At 63.9% G+C, this 23,296-nt stretch carries 19 protein-coding genes and 2 pseudogenes; 14 read left to right on the top strand and 7 right to left on the bottom strand.

Annotated elements, in window-relative coordinates:
• Positions 1 to 70: 70 nt before the first annotated feature.
• On the top strand, positions 71 to 1,312 hold the full coding sequence (locus tag NJ69_RS10315; protein ID WP_039578724.1) for a M20/M25/M40 family metallo-hydrolase: 1,242 nt from the start codon (positions 71 to 73) through the stop codon (positions 1,310 to 1,312).
• A gap of 17 nt (positions 1,313 to 1,329) precedes the next feature.
• On the opposite strand, the gene NJ69_RS10310 is transcribed toward NJ69_RS10315, so the two are convergent.
• From NJ69_RS10310 to NJ69_RS10290, 6 genes and pseudogenes are all read right to left on the bottom strand, one after another.
• Positions 1,330 to 1,656: a DUF6966 domain-containing protein gene (locus NJ69_RS10310; protein ID WP_029612039.1), complete on the bottom strand. Its 327-nt coding sequence runs from the start codon at positions 1,654 to 1,656 to the stop codon at positions 1,330 to 1,332.
• A 9-nt stretch (positions 1,657 to 1,665) separates the two neighbouring features.
• Positions 1,666 to 2,448, bottom strand: a complete 783-nt coding sequence (locus tag NJ69_RS10305) for a DUF4253 domain-containing protein (protein ID WP_039578721.1) — start codon at positions 2,446 to 2,448, stop codon at positions 1,666 to 1,668.
• A 178-nt stretch (positions 2,449 to 2,626) separates the two neighbouring features.
• A complete protein-coding gene (locus NJ69_RS10300; protein WP_039578720.1) occupies positions 2,627 to 3,139 on the bottom strand; it encodes a hypothetical protein in 513 nt (170 codons plus the stop codon).
• 111 nt (positions 3,140 to 3,250) lie between these two features.
• Positions 3,251 to 3,841, bottom strand: a pseudogene (locus NJ69_RS23175) (methyl-accepting chemotaxis protein); the annotation flags it as partial.
• Between the two features lie 267 nt (positions 3,842 to 4,108).
• Positions 4,109 to 4,882: pseudogene (locus NJ69_RS23170) on the bottom strand (CHASE3 domain-containing protein); the annotation flags it as partial.
• A gap of 133 nt (positions 4,883 to 5,015) precedes the next feature.
• Complete coding sequence (locus NJ69_RS10290; protein ID WP_039578714.1) at positions 5,016 to 5,729, bottom strand: SOS response-associated peptidase; 714 nt, start codon at positions 5,727 to 5,729, stop codon at positions 5,016 to 5,018.
• Positions 5,730 to 5,821: 92 nt separating this feature from the next.
• On the opposite strand from NJ69_RS10290, the gene NJ69_RS10285 reads away from it, so the two are divergent.
• The 12 genes from NJ69_RS10285 to NJ69_RS10230 all read left to right on the top strand — a co-directional run bounded on the left by NJ69_RS10285 (position 5,822) and on the right by NJ69_RS10230 (position 20,250).
• Positions 5,822 to 6,250: a LexA family protein gene (locus tag NJ69_RS10285; RefSeq protein WP_029612044.1), complete on the top strand. Its 429-nt coding sequence runs from the start codon at positions 5,822 to 5,824 to the stop codon at positions 6,248 to 6,250.
• Complete coding sequence (locus tag NJ69_RS10280; RefSeq protein ID WP_039583227.1) at positions 6,240 to 7,517, top strand: Y-family DNA polymerase; 1,278 nt, start codon at positions 6,240 to 6,242, stop codon at positions 7,515 to 7,517. The genes NJ69_RS10285 and NJ69_RS10280 overlap by 11 nt, the downstream gene beginning before the upstream one ends.
• Positions 7,518 to 7,657: 140 nt before the next feature.
• The gene (locus tag NJ69_RS10275) at positions 7,658 to 9,787 is read left to right on the top strand and encodes a TonB-dependent siderophore receptor (protein ID WP_039578711.1); all 2,130 of its coding nucleotides are present in this window, start codon (positions 7,658 to 7,660) and stop codon (positions 9,785 to 9,787) included.
• Between the two features lie 118 nt (positions 9,788 to 9,905).
• Entirely contained in the window at positions 9,906 to 10,565 is a 660-nt protein-coding gene (locus tag NJ69_RS10270) for a DUF2491 family protein (protein WP_039578710.1), read from the top strand.
• A gap of 12 nt (positions 10,566 to 10,577) precedes the next feature.
• Complete coding sequence (locus NJ69_RS10265; RefSeq protein ID WP_029612047.1) at positions 10,578 to 11,003, top strand: DUF350 domain-containing protein; 426 nt, start codon at positions 10,578 to 10,580, stop codon at positions 11,001 to 11,003.
• Between the two features lie 17 nt (positions 11,004 to 11,020).
• On the top strand, positions 11,021 to 11,755 hold the full coding sequence (locus tag NJ69_RS10260; RefSeq protein WP_039578707.1) for a DUF1190 domain-containing protein: 735 nt from the start codon (positions 11,021 to 11,023) through the stop codon (positions 11,753 to 11,755).
• A gap of 2 nt (positions 11,756 to 11,757) precedes the next feature.
• Positions 11,758 to 12,915: a glutathionylspermidine synthase family protein gene (locus tag NJ69_RS10255; protein WP_039578704.1), complete on the top strand. Its 1,158-nt coding sequence runs from the start codon at positions 11,758 to 11,760 to the stop codon at positions 12,913 to 12,915.
• Positions 12,916 to 13,203: 288 nt separating this feature from the next.
• Positions 13,204 to 13,686 carry a formate dehydrogenase subunit gamma gene (locus NJ69_RS10250; RefSeq protein ID WP_039578702.1) on the top strand — a complete coding sequence of 161 codons (483 nt, stop codon included), beginning with the start codon at positions 13,204 to 13,206 and terminating at the stop codon, positions 13,684 to 13,686.
• Complete coding sequence (locus NJ69_RS10245) at positions 13,683 to 15,233, top strand: formate dehydrogenase beta subunit (RefSeq protein WP_039578699.1); 1,551 nt, start codon at positions 13,683 to 13,685, stop codon at positions 15,231 to 15,233. Before NJ69_RS10250 ends, NJ69_RS10245 begins: the two co-directional genes overlap by 4 nt.
• On the top strand, positions 15,230 to 18,118 hold the full coding sequence (gene fdhF / locus NJ69_RS10240) for a formate dehydrogenase subunit alpha (RefSeq protein ID WP_039578696.1): 2,889 nt from the start codon (positions 15,230 to 15,232) through the stop codon (positions 18,116 to 18,118). Before NJ69_RS10245 ends, fdhF begins: the two co-directional genes overlap by 4 nt.
• The gene (locus NJ69_RS10235; RefSeq protein WP_029612051.1) at positions 18,115 to 18,318 is read left to right on the top strand and encodes a formate dehydrogenase subunit delta; all 204 of its coding nucleotides are present in this window, start codon (positions 18,115 to 18,117) and stop codon (positions 18,316 to 18,318) included. The genes fdhF and NJ69_RS10235 overlap by 4 nt, the downstream gene beginning before the upstream one ends.
• A 120-nt stretch (positions 18,319 to 18,438) precedes the next feature.
• The gene (locus NJ69_RS10230; RefSeq protein ID WP_039578693.1) at positions 18,439 to 20,250 is read left to right on the top strand and encodes an ABC transporter ATP-binding protein/permease; all 1,812 of its coding nucleotides are present in this window, start codon (positions 18,439 to 18,441) and stop codon (positions 20,248 to 20,250) included.
• Positions 20,251 to 20,337: 87 nt separating this feature from the next.
• Here the strand turns inward: NJ69_RS10230 and NJ69_RS10225 are convergent, their stop codons facing one another.
• Positions 20,338 to 22,002 carry an electron transfer flavoprotein-ubiquinone oxidoreductase gene (locus tag NJ69_RS10225; protein ID WP_039578690.1) on the bottom strand — a complete coding sequence of 555 codons (1,665 nt, stop codon included), beginning with the start codon at positions 22,000 to 22,002 and terminating at the stop codon, positions 20,338 to 20,340.
• A 544-nt stretch (positions 22,003 to 22,546) separates the two neighbouring features.
• Between NJ69_RS10225 and NJ69_RS10220 the strand changes: the two genes are divergently transcribed.
• Positions 22,547 to 23,296, top strand: a complete 750-nt coding sequence (locus tag NJ69_RS10220) for an electron transfer flavoprotein subunit beta/FixA family protein (RefSeq protein WP_039578687.1) — start codon at positions 22,547 to 22,549, stop codon at positions 23,294 to 23,296.

The raw sequence follows: 23,296 nt of genomic DNA, 5'->3' as shown, positions 1-23,296 counted from the left end.
GCCAATAAACTGGCGTCAAAACAGGCTATGGTCAAAACTGCATGTTCGTAACTTTTATTAAGGATCGAAAATGCTCACTCCACGCTCAATAGGTGGCGCCATCATTAGCCTTGCGTGCCTGCCGTTCTATGCACTTGCCGCCGATTTCACGCCCGCACAACGCCTCGAGCATGCCCAGGCCGAGCAGCAAGCCTATCTGGCCACCGTGCAGCAATTGGTCGATGTCGACACCGGTACCGGACAGGCCTCAGGCCTGAAGACCGTCAGTGACCTGCTGGTCGAACGCCTCAAGGCGCTGGGTGCCGACGTGCAGACTCGCTCAGCCCATCCTTCTGCGGGCGACAACATTGTCGGCACGCTCAAGGGCACGGGCAGCCAGTCGTTTCTGCTGATGGTTCACTACGACACGGTGTTCCTGCCAGGCACGGCAGCCAAGCGGCCGTTCAAGGTGGCGGGCGATCGTGCCTATGGGCCTGGCGTGGCCGATGCCAAAGGCGGGGTGGCGATGATCCTGCATGCGCTGAAGCTGCTGCAGGACGAGCAGTTCAAAGGCTTCGGCACGCTGACCGTGCTGTTCAACCCGGACGAGGAAACCGGTTCGGCCGGTTCGAAAGCGCTCATCGCTGAACTCGCTCGCCAGCATGACTACGTATTCTCGTACGAGCCGCCGGACAAAGATGCCGTGACGGTCGCCACCAACGGCATCAACGGCTTGCTGCTGCAGGTCAAGGGTACGTCGTCCCACGCAGGCTCCGCACCCGAAGCCGGGCGCAATGCCGCCATGGAACTGGCGCACCAGTTGCTGCAACTCAAGGACCTCGGCGATCCCGCCAAGGGCACCACCGTCAACTGGACCATGCTCAGGGCTGGAGACAAGCGCAACATCATTCCCGACAGCGCCTCGGCCGAGGCTGACATGCGCTACTCGGACGCGAGTGAAAGCGAGCGGGTGCTGGCCGATGCCCAACGCATCGTGCGCACGCAATTGATCGAGGGCACCGAAGTCAGCCTGCGTCTGGACAAGGGGCGACCGCCACTGGCGAGAAACGCCGGTTCCGAGCAACTGGCCAAGACTGCCGAGAAGCTCTACGGACAGATCGACAAGCGCATCGAACCCATCGCCATGCGTTTTGGTACCGACGCCGGCTATGCCTATGTGCCGGGCAGCGCCAAGCCGGCGGTGTTGGAGACGTTGGGTGTAGTGGGGGCCGGCCTGCATGCCGAGGATGAATACATCGAGCTGTCGAGTATCGCCCCGAGACTGTACCTGACCGTCTCGATGATCCGGCAGCTGTCTGCCACAGCGCCCTGACGGCATTGCGAGAGAGGTCAGGGCGTGTCTGCGCGCGAGCGGCGTATCTGCTGGGCCAAGGTGTAGGCCGCCCCACGCAGTTCGTCGAATCGATCATTCAACTCGACATGCCCTGGCTTCCAGGAAAAGCCGTTGCTGTCGTAATGCTGCCCGAGGACCACATCATTGAACGAACCCATGCCGCCGTAGGCTGATAGCAGAAAGTCCGCGCCGCCGCCGTCACCGGCGAGCAGACGGGTCCGTGCCCGGCGCATCCATTGACTCCAGTGCTGGTCGCCATCGCCTTCGAGCAACAGGGCCAAGCGTTCGAGTACATGCACCAGTGCCTGGGTATCCGCATTCATCGGCAGTGATCACTCCACATAGCGCACCCACAGGTGCGAACGTCCCTCGATACCGGCGCGCAGCGCGTCCAGTCGTACCTCGTGCTGTTCAGCCGGAACGTTGTACAGCGCGCACAGGTCTGCCGCAACGCGCGCTGCTTGCGCTGCATCAGGCGCTTCGGCCCGTGTGAAGCCCAAGTACGAGGCACCGACCCCCATCAGGGTATAACCGTGGGTCTGTTGCAGGTGCCGGGCCAGCGCGCAGTTCTGCGCAGGGTCCAGGTCGCTTTCGAAGTAGCCATTGGGGAACGCGGCCAGGGCCTGCCAAGGCTGCTCGACTGGCGCCGCCAGCGCGAGCATGGGCTGATCGATCAGCATCAGCGGTTTGGCTTGATAGGCCAGCCAATGCTCCAGCGCGGCGTCATCCAGGGTCAGGCCATGGGCACAAAGGGCCTCGAACGAGAGGGCATCCGCCTGGCGCAGAAGAATGCGCAGGCAAGGGGCGAACTCTGCCTTGGTGGTGGTGTAACCCAGGTACTGGCCGTTCTCGAAGCACTCGGGCGGCAATTGCCCCAGATCCGCCTCGCTCACGGCGTCGAGATTCGAAGACAGCCGTGCATGGCCGCTGGTGTAGAGCGCTTGGGGCAAGTCATCCAGCGAAAACAGCACTGTGCAGCCTGAGTGACGGGCAGCGATCTCGCGGCCTGCTGCCGACAGTTCGTCCATGCGCGTCAGGCCGTCGAGGCGGTAGGCATCGCACGTGCGCGAAGACGGGTTGTGGGCGCTGTCGTTGCCAAGAAACTGAATGATCATTGCGCCTGCTCCGCGGGGTGTTCATGGTTCTGTCTGAATCCGTGCCGGTAAGGAACCGGCTGCGCCATTGAACGAAACCACGGCTCGCCTGGCAACGGCACTGGCCAGGGCGCACAACAGATTGTTCAGCAATCACAAGCGCCAGTGCCGCCTGTCACTGAAGCCTGTGGGCGGCGCACTAGTGGGTGGCGTTCAGCGTGCGCTCGATGAGTTTGATCACCGTGTCGCGCTGCTTGGCGGCGAGAAAGTAGGCGGGCAGGTTGGCGATGTCGCCGTAGACACCGCGCCGAGGTCGATCGGTGGCACGCACGTACTCGACGATTCGCCGGGCATGGTCTCGGTCCCAGGCCCAGAGCAGCCTGCCGCGAACCGACCATTGCCACCAGGCGTCCTGGGGCCAGTTCAGCAAGTGAACGAAAGGCGCCTGGCACGTCTGGCATTCGACCACGCCGCGGGTAAGGGGCACGTAACCCTGCCCGTGGCTCGAACCGTGCAGCAGGTGCTGGCTGGAACTGCCGGCAGGCGCCTGCCATGGCAGCAACTGCGGGTAGCGCTCCACCACGTACCAGCCGCCCCAGCGACGTGCCGGTTGATCGGTTGGCAGAACGGTGGTGAATTCGAAGGGTTCGATGAACAGGGCCTGCCCCTGGCAATGGGGGCAGGTCGCTTCCAGGCGATCGCGATGACTCATGGGTAACCTTGATGAACTCGACAGCGCCGGGTGGGTGCGCAGCGCAGGGCCGAGGCTAGCAGCGGTCCGAACGAGCTGCAACGCTGTGCTCGGACCGCAGCGCCGTCGAACTCACAGCACGAACACATTCACCTGCCGCTCCAGCCCCTGGGCCAGACGCTGCAGCGCGCCCGCCGTTTCGCTGGTCTGCTCCACCGCCTGGCTATTGTGTTGCGACATCTGGGCGATGCGCTCGACGTTACGCGCCACATCCTGGCTGGCGGCGGTCTGTTCGCGCAGGGCCAGGGAGATCTGGTCGACCACACGGACCACGTCGGCGGAGGACTGGCGTATGGTGACGATCGCTTCGCCGGCCTGTTGCGCCAGGGCCACGCCGCCTTTGACCTGCTCCACCCCCACATCCATGCTGCTCACCGCATCGCGGGTGCCGAGCTGGATCTTCTTCACCATGTCGGTGATTTCCTGGGTGGAGTTGGCGGTGCGCTGCGCCAGCAAGCGCACTTCATCGGCGACCACCGCGAAGCCGCGGCCCTGCTCACCGGCCCGTGCCGCTTCGATGGCCGCATTCAGTGCCAGTAGATTGGTCTGCTCGGCGATGCTCTTGATCACCCCGACGATGCTGGAGATCTGTTCGGCGTGCTGGTCCAGTTCGCCGATCTGGCCGGCCGAGGCCTGCACCGTGTCGGCGATCAGGCGCATGCTCTGCAGGGTCTCCTGAATCACGCTGCCGCCTTCGGTGGATTGCCGTCCCGACTCGCTGGACAGCGCGTGGGCATCGCCAGCGTTGTCGGCGACGTGATTGATGCTGACGGTGAGCTGCTCCACCGTGGCTGCCATGGACGACGCCGAATGCGACTGCTCCTGGGCCGAAGCCGACAACTGCAGCGAGGCGCTGGAGATGCTCTGCGAGGCGCTGACCAACTGCTCCGCACCCTGACGGATCTCACCGATCATGCTGCGCAAGCGGGCCTGCATCGCGGACAGTGCCTGCAGCAGGGTGCCGATCTCGTCACGTCCGCTGCCGTCGATGGCGTTGTCCAGACGTCCTTCGGCGATGCGCTGGGCAGCGTCAAGCGCCTGACCCAGGCGGCGACTGAGGTTGCCCGACAGCGACCAGGCGATGAGCATGGCCAGCACCACGGCGGCCAGGCCGCCGCCAATCAGGATCGCGAGCGCATCGCGCTTGGCGTCGTTCATCGACGCGGTGCGCTGGTCTTGCAGGGCTTTCTCGCTGGCGCGCAACTCGCCGATCACTTCGCGCATGGCGTCCATCTTCGCCCGACCACGGCCCGCGGCGATCTGCTCGGCCAGTGCGGAGAAGGGTTGAGCCCCTTGGTTGACCTGCTCGCGCAGGGTCAGGCTGGATTGGATATCGTCCTGTAGCCATTGCCCATACAGCGCCTGCAGACGCTCCAGGCGCGCCTGCTGCTCGGGATTGTCGGCGGTCGCCGCCTTGATTTGATCGTGATAATCGGTGAAGCCTTTTTCGCCTGCATGCATGGGCGTCAGGAAGCTGTCCTGGCCGGTCAGGGCATAGCCGCGCATGCCGGTCTCGATGTCGATCAGGCTGCGCAGTACCGCGCCCGATTGGTTCAGTACCTCATAGCTGTGGATGTTGCGCTTGACGCTGCTGCTGACCTGATCGAAGCCACGCAGCGCGGCCAGTACCAGCACCAGGATGATCAGCAAGATCAGCGCGAAGCTGGCGTAGAGCTTTTTGCGAAGACTGAGGTTGGCAAACATCGAAGGAGGGCTCCCGAAAGCACGGACGGATCGCCTCGCCCCGCGCAATGCGGGTAGTGGCTGTTTGATACTCAAACGGCATCAGTGCTCCGACGAGACTTGTACAAGGAAAGTTCGCTGTACAAGTAAATATTCATTGTTGCTGTGTTTTGCCACGCGTTTGGAGAGGTTCGATGAGGTGAGCCCCTTCATTGCGTACGTTGCCCACTGCATGACCGACGGCATGCCAGCGAAACGCGGTATCGGGCTTGCCGCCGCTATGCACGATCTCCAGCGCCCGTTGCAGCGACGTGGCTGGATCGATCCATTCACGTGCCAGCGCTGCCGTCAGCACCACAGGTTTACGCCCATGAATATCCGCAAGCCGCCCATCGGCCGGCGCAGTGACAATGACGAAGCCTTCACGCACATCGGCCAGGTCATGGCCTGGGGCTTCGGCCAGTGCGGCGAAGAACAACGGCTCACCCTCGGCGGCCTTTACGTACCAGGGCTGCTTGCTGCGGGCATCGTGTACGGCCACCGACCATTCATACCAGCCGCTGGCCGGCGCCAAGGCCCGTCCGCCTGGCCACAGCCTGCTGAAAAATCGGCCATTGCCGAGGGTTTCGGCGCGGGCGTTGATCGGCACGGGGCCTCTGTCGCGAGCCCAACGTGGCACCCAGCCCCAGGGCAGGTCGTCCACCTGCACGCCGTCGTCCACCGGACGGATGATCGGCGCACGGCTGCGCGGGGCGACGTTGTAGCGATGGATTCGCTCGTCGTCGTAGCCATTGATCACCACCAGGTCCAATGACAACTGCTTGAGGTAGTGATCCATGGATTCATAGATCGAATAACGTCCGCACATGGGTGACCTCTACGTTTGTCGGCCTGCGATTGACCGACATGCTGCTGGCTAGTTAACTGTATATGCATACAGTCTGCCCTGAGTTCGACACCATGACCATCACCTTCCTGGGTACGCCGACCGGCGGACCCGACCTGCATCCACGCTACGCCTTTCGGGTGCCCGCTGGTTTCCCATCGCCGGCAGACGATCACTTGGAGCGGCACATCTCGCTGGATCAGTTGTTCGACCTGCGCGCACCGCATGTCTATCTGGTGCAAGTGGAGGGCGACAGCATGCGCGGCGCGGGGATTTTTTCCGGCGATATCGTCATCGTCGACCGTGGCCGAGAGGCCGAGCATGGCGACATCGTCATTGCCGCGTTCAATACCGAGCCGGTGTGCAAGCGCCTGTTCCGTCGTGAAGGCATGGTGATACTGCAATCGGAAAATCCGGCTTACCCGCCTCGGCACGTGCTGGAAAGCGACGAGTTGGTGGTCTGGGGTGTGGTGCGTTACAGCGTGCGTGATCATGCGCAGTGATCAGGTGTTCGCGTTGATCGACTGCAACTGCTTCTATGCCAGTTGCGAACGTGTGTTCCGGCCTGACCTTGCGCGGGTGCCGATCGTGGTGCTGAGCAACAACGACGGTTGCGTGATCGCCCGGTCTTACGATGCCAAGCCCTTCGTGAGGATGGGCGAGCCGTATTTCCAGGCACGGGAAAAGCTGCGCCGCCACGGGGTCGTGGCGTTTTCCTCGAACTACGCGCTGTATGGCGACATGAGTGAGCGGGTCATGTCGTTGATCGAGTCACAGGTGCCGGCGGTGGAGGTCTACTCGATCGACGAATGCTTTGCCGACCTGAGCGGTGTCCCGGGTGATCTGACCACCTTCGGCCGGGCCGTGCGTTCGAAGGTGATGAAGGGCACGGCGATCCCGGTGGGCGTCGGTATCGCCCGGACCAAGACCCTGGCCAAGCTGGCCAATCATACGGCCAAGCGTCTGCTGGGGCAGACGGGCGGGGTGGTCGACATCACCGAGGACTTCAAGCGCGACTGGGTGCTGCGCAACACCGATGTCAGAGAGGTCTGGGGTATTGGCAAACGCATGGCCTTGCACCTGCAAGGCATGGGCATCCACACCGCGATGGACCTGGCCCGGGCCGACGCGCCGACTTTGCGCGACACGTTCAGCGTGATGATCGAGAAGACCGCTCGGGAGTTGCGTGGTATTTCGTGCCTGGCGCTGGAGGACGCCGAACCGCCCAAGCAGGAAATCTGCTGCAGCCGTATGTTCGGTACCCGCCAGACCGAACTCGAACCCATTCGCCAGGCGGTGGCCACCTACACCGGCCGGGCAGCGGAAAAGCTGCGACGCCAGGGATCGTTGTGCCGGCAACTGCGGGTCAGCATTCGTACCGGCATGTTCAATACGGGCGAACGGCACCATGCTCAAGGGGCACTGGTGCAGTTGCCCTATGCCACTAACGACACCTTGCTGCTCACGCGCTCGGCGACCGAGGCGTTGCAACGGATCTACCGCGAGGGCTACCGCTACAGCAAGGCCGAAGTCCTGCTGCTGGACTTGTGTCGGCCGGGTGAGGTCACCGACGATCTGTTCACGCTGGCGCAGCCTGAGGCAGATGGCCGTCTGATGGGCGTGGTGGATGCGATCAATGGACGATTCGGCCGAGGCACCCTGAGGACGGCCAGCGTGCCCCTGGCGCCCGAGTGGGCGATGCGCAGAGACTTGATGAGCCCGTCGTATACAACACGTCTGGATCAGCTGTGGAAGGTCTATGCGCGCTGAGACGAGCATCGAAGGTGGCTTGAGAAACGATCATGGCGAAGCGTGTATGTAAATATTTGCAACTAAGAAGTATTTGCATATAGCATCTCGCCGCTTTTGCACCCACCTGTCATTTATCGTCTCGTCTGGAACCCCCATCGATGCGTCGCATGATCGTCTCGCTGTGCCTGCTCAACGCCGCTGCGCCCCTGGCGCTGGCTGCCGAACTCCCGTCTGCCACTGGTAACGTCGAACTCGACGCCGTCAACATCAACGCCGACGCTGGCGACTACGAGCGCGCCGACGGTCCGGTACAGGGCTATCGAGCCAGCCGCTCGGCCTCGGCCACGCGGACCGACACCTCGCTGCACGAAACGCCGCAGTCGATCAGCGTGGTGCCCAAGGATGTGCTGGACGATATTGGCGCCACGCGCCTGCAGGATGCGCTGGACTACGCGGGCGGCGTAGGCCGGGCCAACAACTTCGGTGGCCAGGGCCTGACGACGTTCACCGTGCGTGGCTTCACCACCGGCGAGTTCTATCGCAACGGCTTCCCGATCAACCGCGGCTACCCCAACGCCCCCGACGCCAACACCATCGAGCGCCTGGAGGTGATTCGCGGGCCGAACACCGCGCTGTACGGCCGCGGTGACCCAGGCGGCACCTTCAATGTGGTCAGCAAGCAGCCGCTGGCCGAGCGCAAGATCACCCTCGGCAGCCAGTTCGATGACCAGGGCATGCACCGTGCCACGCTGGATGCCAGCGGCCCGCTGAACCAGGACGGGTCGCTGGCCTACCGCCTGAACCTGCTGGGCGAGGGCGGCGACAGTTTCCGCGACGATGTGCGTGGCGAACGCTATGACGTGGCGCCGGTGCTCAACTGGCAGGTCAACGACAGCACCAAGATCACCTTCGAAGGTGATTTCATGCGCAACAATCATCCGCTGGACCGTGGCCTGCCGCGCTACCCGACCCAGACCGGCAGCCTGTCGCGCGACACCTACCTGTGGGAGAAGGGCAGCGACAACCTGCTGCACAACGACAACAATATGGCCCAGGTGCGCTTCGAGCATCAGCTCAACGATAGCTGGACCCTGGGCGGCGGTTTCCAGTTCCTCGACGGCTCGCTCGAGGGCAACGCCGTGGAGGCCAACGGCGCCCCAGCCGACGGCCACACGCTGCAGCGCAACTTCAACTACCGCAAGCTGGAGTGGACCGATCGCGACTGGCAGCTCAACCTCACCGGTCACTTCGACACGGGTAGCTTCAGTCACACCTTGCTGACTGGCATCGAGTACGAGAACTACGACTACAACTCGATCATTCAGCGCTCGTCGGCGGCCCGCGGCACCTATCCGATCGATCTCTACAATCCCGTCCTCGGCCAGCCGCGCCCCGCGCTGACTCGCGTCACCACCTGGGATAAAGAGAACCTGCAGACCTGGGCCGCCTTCATCCAGGATCAAGTGACCCTGACCGAGCGCCTCAAGGCCCTGGCCGCTGTGCGTTTCGAGCGCTTCGAGCACGACTACGACAACAAGCTGAACAACGCCGGCGACTTCACCAAGGCCGAAAACAGCGTCACCCCACGCTTCGGCCTGATGTACGACCTGACCGACACCGTAGCGGTGTACGCCAACACCGCGCGCTCGTTCAAGCCCAACACCGGCACACCGGCCGGTGGCGGTGGCTTCGATCCAGAGAAGGGCAAGTCCTATGAAGTGGGCGTCAAATGGGAGGCGCTGGAGCGCCAACTGAGCGTGGACGCGGCGCTGTATCACATCGTCAAGGAAAACGTGCTGACCCTGGACCCGGCCAACCCCGCCAACAACCTGGCCGCCGGCGAAGTCCGCAGCCGTGGCCTGGACCTGAACGTGACCGGCAACATCACCCCGGCATGGAAAGTCATCGGTGGCTACGCCTATGTCGATGCCGAGGTCACCAAGGACAACCGTCTGGCCACCGGCACGCGTCTGGCCAACATTCCGCGCAACAGCTTCAGCCTGATCAACACCTATGAGTTCCAGGACGGCTTCGCCAAGGGGCTGGGGTTGGGCTTCGGGGTGAAATACGTGGACGATCGCAAGGGCCAGACCGAGAACGTCACGTACACCATGGACCGCTACAGCGTGGTCGACCTGCTCAGCTACTACAAGGTCAACGAGCACGTGCGCCTGAACCTGGACGTGAAGAACCTGTTCAACAAAGGCTATGACGAAGCCGCGTGGAACAACTACGTCTATCCTGGTGCACCGCGTACAGTGCAGGCGGGCGTCGCCTACACTTTCTGAGGCGTTGTGGCATTGGCGTGTCGAGGGAAAAGCAGTATCGTGGCGCGCCCCAGAGATCACCGCAGCGCCAGGGAGTCTCGATGCTGCTTTGTCCCTCCACTGTTCGCCGAATCCTGCCATGGGTTGGCTGAAACGTGTGCTCGGTTTCCAGGCGCCACGCCGGGAGACCGGGAGCGTTGCGCTCGCGCAGCTGCCGTTCGGCCTGGCCAGCGGCGCCACGCTGACCCTCGATCCTGCCCTGGGCCCACGGCTGTCCGGTCACGCCCATCTGTTGCTGCCCCCAGGGCCACAGCCGGTGTGGGCGGTGGGCGAAGTGCCGCTCGACGCGTCGATGCGTCTGGCGCGCGTCTACCTGGACGACGAGGACTACTGGCTGCAAGTGGTGATGAACGGCCCGCGTGCGTCGCAGGCCGGCGACATCGTGCTGTTCGGTTACCACAGCGTGCAGCCGATCGCCGACGATGAGGCGTTCAAGCGCCTGGCGGGTGCCTCATCGACCGTCGGCCTTGCACACGTGGTGCATGACGGCGAGATCTTCGCTCGCCAATGGGGCACCGATCCCGGCCAGGCCCGACTGGTGCCCTTGACCGAACGGGTCAGCAACCCGGAGGCCCGCTACCTGGTGCGTCACCTGTCGATGCTCTACGCGCGCGATACGGGCCTGCCCGAGCGCCGGGAATTTCTGCTGTTTTCAGTGGAGGAGGATGCGGCGGGCAGCGTCTGCCTCAGCACTTCACTGGGCATTACCCTGTACCCCACGGACTTTAACGTCACCTGACAAGGAACTCGCATGCTCGAAGCCCTGCGCCACTCAATCAACGCCCAGGCGTTCATTGCCTTCACCCTGTACATCGGCCTGGCCCTGGTGCTGTTCTGGCTGTTCCAGTTCATCTACACGCGCCTGACTCCGCACCGCGAGTTCGCCCTGATCCGCGACAACAACAGCGCCGCCGCCGTCGCCCTGGGCGGCGCGCTGATCGGCTTTTCGCTACCGGCCAGCAACATCATCACCTACAGCATCGGCCTGCTCGATGTGGTGATCTGGGTGGTGATCGGCGCCGTGGTGCAACTGCTGGCCTTCTCCATCGCCAGTTGGGTGCTCAAGGGCCTGGCCGCGCGCATCGCCAAAGGCGAAATGGCTGCCGCGATCTACGCCGCCGCCGTGGCCATCAGCGTCGGCCTGCTCAACTCGGCGTGCATGACCCCGTCGGTCTGAGCCAGGAGGAACCGGACATGAAACGCAGTTCTCTCAAGCTGGTGCTGGCCGGCTCGTTGCCGCTGACCCTGACCGCGTGCGGATGGGGCGAGGACACCTACGAGGTCAGTCAGCGTGTCGACTACGCGGACGTCGAGGCGTGCGTCGCCGACAACGTACCGCGTCGCGACTGCGAACAGGCCTCTCAACAGGCCCGGCTCGAACAGCAGAAAAATGGCCCGAGGTATGCCAGCAAAGCCGAGTGCGAGGCCGTGTACAGCCCCGGCGGCTGCGAAACATACGACCTGACCCATTACCAGCCGCAGTTGGACGGTTTCGCCTTGCAGACCACCGGCGAAGTCAGCCAGGCGCAGCTCGATGCCGCCAACAACGACCCGAGCTTGCACGCCCAGACCAGCGGCCTGGGGCGCGCGGCCACGGGGGTGATCGCCGGGATGCTGCTGAGCAAGGTCGTCGCGCCGGACAGCCGCCGTTACAGCGCACAGCCCCTGTATCGCTATGGCACCGGGCCTGACGATTTTCGTCGCGACGTGGTGCGGCAACGCAAGGACGAGGCGCAGGCAGCCAGCAGCGGATATTCGGGCGGCGGTGGCTACAGCGGTGGCGGTGGCTCTACCGCCAGAAACGATGACTACACGTCCTCCAGCCGTCGCCAGGTGGCATCTTCGGTGATCACCCGCAGCGGCTTCGGCAGCGCGGCGCTGGCCCGCGGTGGTTGGGGCGGCAAGTCGTTCAGCTTCTTCGGCGGCTGAGCATGCGCCGCATCGCCCTGGCCGAACGTCCAGACTGGCGCGCCACCGCCGAGCGCGAGGGGTTCGCCTTTCATACCTTCGACGGTGAGCGCTACTGGGACGAGCGCGCCTACTATCAGTTCAGCGAAGCGCAGGTTGTGCGCGACCTGCAGGCGCCGACTCACGCATTGCACGCGTTGTGCCTGGACGCCGTGGCGCGGATCGTCGACAGCGAAGCGCTGCTGACGCGCCTGGCGATCCCGCCGGCGTACTTCGATCTGGTGCGCCAGTCATGGCGTTCGCGTGATCCGCACCTGTACGGCCGCTTCGATTTCAGTTACGACGGCCGTGCGCCGGCCAAGTTGATCGAAGCCAACTACGACACACCCACCTCGCTGTACGAGGCGGCCGCGTTTCAGTTGATCTGGCTGGAAGAGCAGATCCAGCGCGGGGTGCTGGCGCCGCACGCCACCCAGTTCAACCGCATCGCCGAAGACTTGGTGCAGGCGTTCTCGACCTTCGACCGCCAGGGCATCTTCCATTTCTCGACCATCGCCGGATCCGTGGAAGACCGGGGCACCACCGATTTTCTGCGGCGCATGGCCGAACACGCGGGCATCGCCACGCGGCACATCGATCTGCAAGACATCGGCCTGGACGCGCGTGGGCGTTTCGTCGATCTGCGTGGCGAGCCGATCGCGCGCCTGTTCAAGCTGCATGCCTGGGAGCACATCTTCCATGAGCCTTTCGGTCCGGCGATCCAGGCCAGTGGCACGCAGTTCGTGGAGCCGGCGTGGAAGTCGCTGCTGTCCAACAAGGGCCTGCTGCCGCTGTTGTGGGAGTGGCATCCGGGGCACCCGAACCTGCTGCCAGCCTATCTGGACCCAGACCCTCTGCAACCAGTACCCAAGGGCTGGGTGCGCAAGCCGTACTTCTCCCGCGAAGGGGCGAACGTCGATATCCGCACCGATGACGATCAGCGGGTGTTCGAGGACGGTCCTTACGATGACGCGCCCTACATTCTCCAGCGCTTTGCGCCGCTGCCCAGATTCGGCGACAGCTACACGCTGATCGGCTCATGGGTCATCGGTGACCGGGCGTCCGGCATCGGCATCCGCGAGGACGATACCTTGATCACCAAGGACAGTTCGCGTTTCGTGCCCCACGTGGTGCTGGACTGAGCGCTAGCTCGACAACTTGACTATCTGATACCCGCATGTCGGATACCCGCATGTCGGAACCCGCATGTCGCTTTCAAGACGTGCTCCGTCGTTTGCGCGCAACCTGTTCGCCTTATCGGTGCCATGCTTATCAGGATGTCCGCAGACCAGGTGTGCACAGACGCACCGGCACGGACGAGGAGGGCGGCCGTGATCTTGTGACCGTGACAGGCCCGGCACGCCACAGCAGAACACCGCCGGACGTCTGTCTGCATGGAGCGACGACGCCGGGTTGCCGAGGTCCGCTGCATGCCTGATGAGACGCTTGACCTGCCCTTGATTCACCGCGTACTGGACAGCCACAAGGAGGTGCCGGGCGCGTTGCTGCCGATCCTCCATGCCATCCAGCACGGTTTGGGCTACGTGCCCGACGCCGCCGTTCCCGAGATCGCCCACGCCTTGAACCTCAGTCTGGCCGAGGTGCGTGGGGTGATCAGCTTCTACCACGATTTCCGCACCTCGCCGCCGGCGCGCCACACCTTGCGCCTGTGCCGCGCCGAGTCGTGCCAGAGCCGGGGCGCCGAGGCCCTGGCCGCACAGTTGCGCGAGCAGCTCGGTCTGGACGACCACGGCACCAGCGCCGATGGCGCGCTTAGCCTGCGCCCGGTGTACTGCCTGGGTGCCTGCGCCTGTTCACCGGCGCTGGAGCTGGACGGTCAGGTGCACGCCCGACTCACCCCTGAGCGCCTGCGCGCGCTGGTCCAGGGCTGCATGACGGAGGCAGGCGCATGATCACCTTGCACCTTCCCTGTGATTCGCTGGCCCGCGCCGTGGGCGCCGACCAGGTGGCCGAGGCCCTGGAGAGCGAAGCGGCACGCCGGCAACTGCCGCTGCAGATCCGCCGCACCAGTTCGCGTGGCTTGTACTGGCTGGAGCCGCTGCTGGAGGTGGACAGCCCGCAAGGCCGCCTGGGCTTCGGACCGGTAGGTGCCGAGGACGTGCCAGGCCTGCTGGACGCGTTGACCGGCGACGCCACCCATGCGCTGGCGCTCGGCCCGGTCGAGCAGATCCCTTACCTGAAGACCCAGCAACGCCTGCTGTTCGCTCGCGCCGGCATCACCCGGCCGTTGTCGCTGGACGACTACACGGCCCATGGCGGTTTCGAGGGCCTGCGCCAAGCGGCGTTGCTGGACGGTGACGCGGTGGTCGCCGCCGTGCTCGACTCGGGGCTACGGGGGCGGGGCGGGGCGGCGTTTCCGGCCGGCATCAAGTGGCGCACCGTGCGCCAGGCGCCGGCGGCGCAGAAATACATCGTCTGCAACGCCGACGAGGGCGACTCGGGCACCTTCGCCGACCGCATGCTGATGGAAGGCGACCCCTTCCTGCTGATCGAAGGCATGATCATCGCGGGCCTGGCCGTCGGTGCCAGCAAGGGCTATATCTACGTGCGCTCGGAGTACCCGGATGCCATCGCTGCGCTCAATGAGGCCGTGATCCTGGCCCGCGAGGCGGGGTACCTGGACGTCAACGGCAGCGGCGTGGCCTTCGAGCTAGAGGTACGGGTCGGTGCCGGTGCCTATATCTGCGGTGAGGAGACCGCACTGCTGGAGTCGATCGAGGGCAAGCGTGGCATCGTTCGCGCCAAGCCGCCGTTGCCGGCACTGGAGGGCTTGTTCGGCCAGCCAACGCTGGTGCACAACGTGCTCACCCTGGCTTCGGTGCCGATCATCCTGGCCAAGGGCGCGGCGTTCTACCGCGACTTTGGCATGGGCCGTTCGCTGGGTACCTTGCCCTTCCAGCTGGCGGGCAACGTCCGTCATGGCGGTTTGGTGGAGCGCGCCTTCGGCCTGACCCTGCGCGAGCTGGTCGAGGGCTACGGCGGCGGCACCGCCAGCGGCCGACCGTTGAAAGCCGCGCAGATCGGTGGGCCGCTGGGCGCCTGGGTGCCGCCGTCGCAGTTCGATACGCCGCTGGACTACGAGGCCTTTGCTGCCATGGGAGCGATGATCGGCCACGGCGGCGTGGTGGTAGCCGACGACACCCTGAACATGGCCAGCATGGCGCGCTTCGCCCTGCAGTTCTGCGCCGAAGAATCCTGCGGCAAGTGCACCCCGTGCCGGATTGGTTCGACCCGCGGCATGGAAGTGGTCGACCGGTTGATCGCCAGCAGCGATTCGGCTGCCCGTGAAGACCAGGCGCACCTGCTGCGTGACCTGTGCGACACCCTGCAATACGGCTCGCTGTGCGCCATGGGCGGCATGACCGCCTATCCCGTCGCCAGCGCCCTCAAGCATTTTCCTGCCGATTTCGGTCTGGCCAGCCCGGAGGCCGCGCAATGATCAACTACTTCGACCCCGCCAACAGCGACATGGACCTGGGCACGCCTGCCCGTGACAGCGAGGTGCAGGTCAGCCTGAACATCGACGGCCGTGCCATCAGCGTGCCGGCCGGTACGTCGGTGATGCGCGCGGCGGCGCTGTTGGGCACCAGCATTCCCAAACTGTGCGCCACCGATACCCTGGAAGCCTTCGGCTCGTGCCGCATGTGCATGGTCGAGATCGACGGCATGCGCGGCTACCCGGCTTCGTGCACCACGCCGGTCAGCGACGGCATGGTGGTGCGCACCCAGACCCCGCGCCTGGCCGACCTGCGGCGCAATGTCATGGAGCTGTACATCTCCGATCACCCGCTGGACTGCCTGACCTGCTCGGCCAACGGCAACTGCGAGCTGCAGACCGTCGCCGGCCAGGTAGGCCTGCGCGAGGTGCGTTATGGCTACGAGGGCGCCAATCACCTGACCGAGGCGAAGGACGTTTCCAACCCGTACTTCGACTACGAGCCGAGCAAGTGCATCGTCTGCAGCCGCTGCGTGCGCGCCTGTGAAGACATTCAAGGCACCTTCGCGCTGACCATCAGCGGCCGTGGCTTCGAATCGCGGGTGGCGGCGGCCGGTGGCGACAACTTCCTGTCTTCGGAGTGCGTGTCGTGCGGTGCCTGCGTCCAGGCCTGCCCGACCGCGACGCTGACCGAAAAGAGCCTGGTGCAGATCGGTCAGCCGGAGCGCGCGGTGATCACCACCTGCGCGTATTGCGGCGTCGGCTGCTCATTCCGGGCGGAAATGAAGGGCAATCAGTTGGTGCGCATGGTGCCGGACAAGAATGGCGGCGCCAACCATGGCCACGCCTGCGTCAAGGGTCGTTTCGCCTGGGGCTACGCCACCCATCCGGACCGCATCACCCAGCCAATGATTCGCAAGCGCCTGGAAGATCCCTGGCAGGAAGTCAGCTGGGAGGAAGCGCTGAGCTACGCGGCCAGCGAGTTCCGGCGCATCCAGCTCAAGTATGGGCGCGATTCGATTGGCGGCATCACCTCCAGCCGTTGCACCAACGAGGAAGCGTATCTGGTGCAGAAACTGGTGCGTGCTGCCTTCGGCAATAACAACGTCGACACCTGCGCTCGGGTCTGCCATTCGCCGACCGGCTATGGCCTGAAGCAGACCCTGGGCGAGTCGGCCGGTACCCAAAGCTTCGATTCGGTGATGCAAGCGGACGTGATCCTGGTGATCGGTGCCAATCCTACCGATGCCCACCCGGTGTTCGGCTCCCAGCTCAAGCGTCGGCTGCGCCAGGGCGCCAAGTTGATCGTCGTCGATCCACGCCGCATCGACCTGGTCGATTCGCCCCATGCCCGCGCCGAGTTGCACCTGCAACTGCGTCCAGGCACCAACGTGGCCATGCTCAACGCCCTGGCCCACACCTTGGTCAGCGAAGGCCTGCTCGATCAGGCGTTCATCGAGGCGCGCTGCGAAGGCGCGGACTTCGCTCGCTGGCGCGAATTCGTCGGCTTGCCGGAGAACGCGCCCGAAGTGCTGGGCCCGGTCTGCGGTGTGCCCGCCGAGCAGATCCGTGCGGCGGCCCGGTTGTACGCCGAAGCCGGTAACGCGGCGATCTACTACGGCCTTGGGGTCACCGAGCACAGCCAGGGCAGCACCGCCGTGATGGGCATCGCCAATCTGGCGATGGCCACCGGCAACATCGGCCGCGAAGGCGTCGGGGTCAACCCGCTGCGCGGCCAGAACAACGTGCAAGGCTCCTGCGACATGGGCTCGTTCCCCCACGAGTTGCCAGGTTATCGGCACATTTCCAACGAGACCGTGCGCGCCGAGTTCGAGCAGGCCTGGGGCGTGACCCTGCAGCCCGATCCGGGCCTGCGCATCCCCAACATGTTCGAAGCCGCGCTCGATGGCAGCTTCAAGGCACTGTACTGCCAGGGCGAGGACATCGCCCAGAGCGACCCGAACACCCAGCACGTCACTGCCGCCCTGATGGCCATGGAGTGCGTGGTGGTGCAGGACATCTTCCTCAACGAAACCGCCAAGTTCGCCCATGTATTCCTGCCGGGCAGTTCGTTCCTGGAAAAGGACGGCACCTTCACCAACGCCGAGCGCCGCATCTCACGGGTGCGCAAAGTGATGGAGCCGATGGCCGGCAAGGCCGACTGGGAAGCCACTGTGGCCCTGGCCAACGCCTTGGGTTATCGCATGGACTACCGTCATCCTTCCGAGATCATGGATGAAATCGCCCGTCTGACGCCCAGCTTCCATGGCGTCAGCTACGCCGAGATCGAAAGCCGCGGCAGCCTGCAGTGGCCCTGCAACGACGCGGCGCCCGAGGGCACGGCGACCATGCACATCGATCAGTTCGTGCGTGGCAAGGGCCGTTTCATGCTCACCGGCTACGTACCGACCGACGAAAAGGTCAACGCGCGCTATCCGCTGTTGCTGACCACCGGCCGTATTCTCAGCCAGTACAACGTCGGGGCGCAGACTCGGCGTACCCACAACGTCGCCTGGCATGACGAGGACCGCCTGGAAATCCACGCCAGCGATGCGGAAAGCCGTGGCATCAGTGACGGCGACTGGGTGGGCGTGGGCAGCCGTGCCGGCCAGAGTGTCCTGCGCGCTCGGGTGAGTGCGCGGGTCGCACCGGGGGTGGTCTACACCACCTTCCACTTCCCCGAGTCCGGCGCCAACGTGATCACCACCGACAACTCCGACTGGGCGACCAACTGTCCGGAGTACAAGGTCACTGCGGTCGAGGTGGTGCGCGTGTTCCAGCCGTCGGAGTGGCAGAAGCGCTACCAGCATTTCAGTGACGAACAACAGCGCCTGCTCAAGGAGCGGCGTCAGGCCGAGGGGCAGGAGAAAGCCGAGGTGCGTCGATGAGCAATGACAGCCTGGTCAAGATGGCCAACCAAATCGCCCATTACTTCGACAGTGAGCCGGATCGCACCTTGGCCGTGCAGGGGGTGAGGCAGCACCTGCAGAGCTTCTGGACCCCGGCGATGCGTCGCCAGTTGAGTGAGTGGATCGAGGCCCATGCGGGGGAGGGGCTGGATTCGAAAGTGCGCGAAGCGTTGAGCTAGTCGGTACAGAGCCGCCCTGATCGCTGACAGGGCGGCTCCCCTCGAACATGAAACCTCCGTCATCTTCCCTCGGCGCGCCCGGTGCTAGGCTCGGGTAAATTCTCGCCGCGGACTTTTCCTATGGACATGAACTGGCACCAGGCCCTGCAACAGAGCCTGAGCTGGCTGGCAATCGCCTTTTCGATCACTGTCGTCGCGTTCATCGGCGCCGCCGTGCTGGCGGTGCGTTTTACCCGCTGGGGCCAGCAGTTCTGGCAATTGGCGGGTGCTTATTTCAATTTCAGGCGCAGTTGGCGGCCATTGTCGATGTTCGCGCTGTTGCTGTTGCTGACGCTGTTTGCGGTGCGCATGAACGTGCTGTTCTCGTTCTGGTACAACGGCTTCTACGACGCTTTGCAGAGCCTGGATCAGAGCGCCTTCTGGTATTTGCTGGGCGTATTCGCCGTGCTGGCGAGCATTCATGTGGCACGCGCGCTGTTCAGCTACTACGTCACGCAATCGTTCAACATCCACTGGCGCGTCTGGCTGACCGAACGCCTGACGGCCGACTGGATGCAGGGGGATGCCTACTATCGTGGGCAGTTCCTCGAGCAATCCGTGGATAACCCGGACCAGCGTATCGAGCTGGACATCAGTGCCTTCGTATCTGGCTCGGTGTCGCTGGCGCTGGGGGCGGTCGGCGCGCTGGTATCACTGGTGGCGTTCACCAGTATTCTCTGGGGGCTGTCGGCACCGCTTGCGGTCGCGGGTGTCGAGGTGCCGCGGGCGATGGTGTTCGCGGTCTACCTCTATGTGCTGATTGCCACCTGGATCGCCTTCCGTCTTGGCCAGCCATTGATCCGGCTGAACTTTCTCAACGAGAAACTCACGGCGAACTTTCGTTATGCACTGATGCGCCTGCGTGAAAACGCCGAGAACGTGGCCTTTTATCAAGGTGCCCAGGTCGAGCGCGGAACCCTGCTGGGTCGCTTCTTCGCACTCATCGGCAATGTCTGGGCCTTGGTCTGGCGGACGCTGAAGTTCAATGGTTTCAACCTCGGCGTCGGGCAAGTGGCGGTGGTGTTTCCGTTCATCCTCCAGGCCCCACGTTTCTTCAGTGGGGCCATCAAGCTCGGTGATGTGATGCAGACCGCGCAGGCGTTCGGACAGGTACAGGATTCGCTGTCGTTCTTCCGTGAGTCCTACGATACCTTCGCCAGCTACCGTGCCACCCTGGACCGACTCACCGGCTTCGTCGATGCCAACTGCCAGGCCGTGGCGTTGCCGCAACTCACGACTCGCGAGTTATCGCGTGCGTTGGCCATCGAAGGGTTGCAGGTGTGTCGCCCTGACGGTCAGCGCTTGATTGCCGACCTTGACCTGCACCTGCAGGCTGGACAGGCGCTGCTGATCAAGGGCCCATCGGGCAGCGGCAAGACCACGCTGCTGCGAGCGCTGGCTGGCCTCTGGCCCTATGCCGAAGGTCAGGTCGGACGGCCGCTTGGGCACTTGGCGCTATTCTTATCGCAGCGACCGTATCTGCCGCTCGGCGATCTGCGCGCTGCCATCGCCTATCCAGCGCCCTCGAGCCCGGAGCAGGACGCGAAAATGCAGCAGGTGCTGCGTCATGTGAGCCTGGCGCATCTGGCCGAGCGGCTGGAGGAAAGCCGAGAGTGGTCGCGCATTCTGTCGATCGGTGAGCAGCAACGTCTGGCCTTCGCGCGGGTGTTGTTCAATCAGCCGCACGTGGTGTTTCTCGATGAGTCCACCTCGGCGATGGACGAGGGGCTCGAACATGCCCTGTACTCGATGCTGCGTCGCGAAATGCCGGAAACACTGCTGGTCAGCGTCGGTCACCGCAGTACCTTGGCGAGCTTTCACAGCCACCGTCTGGAGCTGGATGGGCGGGGTGGTTGGGCGATGGTCGAGCAGGAAGCGGTCGTACTGTCCTGAATGTCGGTCTGTTGCGCAGGACTTTTCAGCGCTCCAAGCAAAAGCCCCCAGACATCGCTGTCTGGGGGCTTTTGCTTGGAGGCGAATTTACATGTTGGGGTAGTTCGGCCCGCCAGCACCTTCGGGGGTGACCCAGGTGATGTTCTGTGACGGATCCTTGATGTCGCAAGTCTTGCAGTGCACGCAGTTCTGCGCGTTGATCTGGAAGCGCTTGCTGCCGTCTTCCTGGGTGACCACCTCGTACACGCCTGCCGGGCAATAGCGCTGGGCGGGCTCGTCGTACAGTGGCAGGTTGGTGGCGATCGGCACATTTGGATCGGTCAGTTTCAGGTGGCAGGGCTGTTCCTCTTCATGGTTGGTGCTGGAGAGGAAGACCGAGCTGAGTTTGTCGAAGCTGAGTTTGCCGTCAGGTTTCGGATAGTCGATGCGGGTGGAGTCGGCCGCAAGTTTCATGCAAGCGTAGTCCGGCTTGGTATCGCGCAAGGTGAAAGGCAGCTTGCCCGCGAACCAGTTCTGATCGATGTAGTTGAACGCGGCGCCGAACAGCGGGCCGAACTTGTGCATGGCCGGGCCGAAGTTACGGCTGGCGTACAGTTCCTCATACAGCCAGCTGGCCTTGAACGTCTCGACATAGCGATCGAGGGTGTCGCCGCCTTCGCGACCGGCCAGCAGGGCTTCGGCCACCGCGTCGGCGGCGAGCATGCCGGACTTCATCGCGGTGTGGCTGCCTTTGATCTTGGCGAAGTTCAGCGTGCCCAGGTCGCAGCCGATCAGTGCGCCGCCGTTGAACACCATCTTGGGCAGCGAGTTCAGGCCGCCTTTGCAGATGGCGCGCGCGCCGTAGCTGATGCGCTTGCCGCCTTCGAGGTATTGGCTGATCACCGGATGGTGTTTCAGGCGCTGGAATTCGTCGAACGGCGACAGGTAGGGGTTGGCGTAGGAGAGGTCGACGATCAGGCCGACCACCACCTGGTTGTTCTCCAGGTGATAGAGGAAAGAGCCGCCGGTGTTTTCCGCGCTGACCACGTCCAGCGGCCAGCCGGCGGTGTGCACCACCAGACCCTGCTCGTGCTTGCTCGGGTCGATCTCCCAGATTTCCTTGATGCCGATGCCGTAGTGCTGCACATCGGCTTCGCTGTCCAGGTTGAAACGCTTGATCAGTTGCTTGCCGATGTGTCCGCGGCAGCCCTCGGCGAACAGGGTGTACTTGGCGCGCAGTTCCATGCCCGGCGTGTACAGGCCTTCCTTGGGGTTGCCCTCACGGTCCACGCCCAGATCGCCCGTGACGATGCCGCGCACCACACCGGCGTCGTCGAACAGCGCTTCCTGGGCGGCGAAGCCTGGATAGATTTCCACGCCGAGGTTTTCGGCCTGTTGCGCCAGCCAGCGGCACAGGTTGCCCAGCGAGATGATGTAGTTGCCCTGGTTGTGCATGGTCTTGGGCACGAACAGGTCGGGCACCTTGACCGAGCTGCCCGCGTCTTTGAGCACATAGATGTCGTCGCGTTTGACTTCGGTGTTCAGCGGCGCGCCGAGGGCTTTCCAGTCGGGGAACAACTCATTCAGCGCACGGGGCTCGAACACCGCGCCAGAGAGGATGTGGGCGCCCACTTCCGAGCCTTTCTCGACCACGCAGACGCTGATCTCGTTACCGGCTTCGGCGGCCTTCTGCTTGAGGCGGCAGGCGGCGGACAGGCCCGCGGGACCTGCGCCGACGATGACCACGTCGAATTCCATGTATTCGCGTTCCACAGGTTTTCTCCTACTCAAGGCTCGTCGCGTTTGCTTTGTCTTATGGGTGTCTCGAATGCCCGCTCACGGTGGGGGCAGCGGTAGCCGTGCCAGAGGCGGACTACACCGTATTGTCTTGGCCGCGCATTATATCTACACCACTTGGCGGGTCCAATACAAACGTTTGTTTGAATATGCCGCAGCCCAGTAAAATCACAGGTGTGCGGCTGGAGGCTGGCCGATTTGCCGTATTGACCCGATTGGGTGTTACGGTCAAGATACGAGCGGTTTTACGCTCGCCGTAGGCTGATCGTCGGGCGCAGGTGCACCTCTAAAAGCCAGGCGTGGAGCAGGGTTTTCCGGCCAAAACCCGTCGTGTAGTGAAGTCTACACGGCACGACAGGAAATGACCCGAGGGTTTTGCCTTCCGGGTCGCCACGAGACTCAGCAGTCACGGCAAATTTCCTCGCCCTCGGAACGTTTTCAGAGGTGTCCTTGTACCCACGCGCATTCGCCGGGCACGCCCCAGGCGACATTCTTTTCACCGGAGAGTAACGAGGAATCCATGAAGGTTCTTGTAGCTGTCAAACGAGTGGTCGACTACAACGTCAAGGTTCGCGTCAAGGCGGACAACTCCGGCGTCGACCTTGCAAACGTCAAGATGTCCATGAACCCCTTCTGCGAAATCGCCGTTGAAGAAGCCGTGCGTCTGAAAGAGAAGGGCGTAGCGACCGAGATCGTCGCCGTCGCCGTCGGCCCGACCGCCGCCCAGGAGCAACTGCGTACGGCCCTGGCCCTGGGCGCTGATCGCGCCATCCTGGTCGAGACCGGCGAAGAGCTCAACTCTCTGGCCGTGGCCAAGGCGCTCAAGGCCATCGTCGACAAGGAACAGCCGCAACTGGTCATCCTTGGCAAACAGGCAATCGACAGCGACAACAATCAGACCGGCCAGATGCTCGCTGCGCTGACGGGCTACGCCCAGGGCACCTTCGCCTCCAAGGTCGAAGTGGCTGGCGACAAGCTCAACGTCACCCGCGAGATTGATGGCGGCCTGCAGGCCGTCGCGCTGGCGCTGCCGGCGATCGTCACCACCGACCTGCGTCTGAATGAGCCACGCTACGCGTCGCTGCCCAATATCATGAAGGCCAAGAAGAAGCCGCTGGAGACCGTCACGCCGGACGCGCTGGGCGTATCCACTGCCTCCACCACCAAGACCATCAAGGTCGAAGCCCCGGCTGCCCGCAGTGCAGGCGTCAAGGTCAAGTCGGTGGCCGAACTGGTCGAGAAGCTGAAGAACGAAGCGAAGGTAATCTGA

It is taken from the genome of Pseudomonas parafulva, from assembly GCF_000800255.1.
GTDB lineage: Bacteria > Pseudomonadota > Gammaproteobacteria > Pseudomonadales > Pseudomonadaceae > Aquipseudomonas > Aquipseudomonas boreofloridensis.
This window is presented reverse-complemented; position numbering and strand designations above follow the sequence as displayed.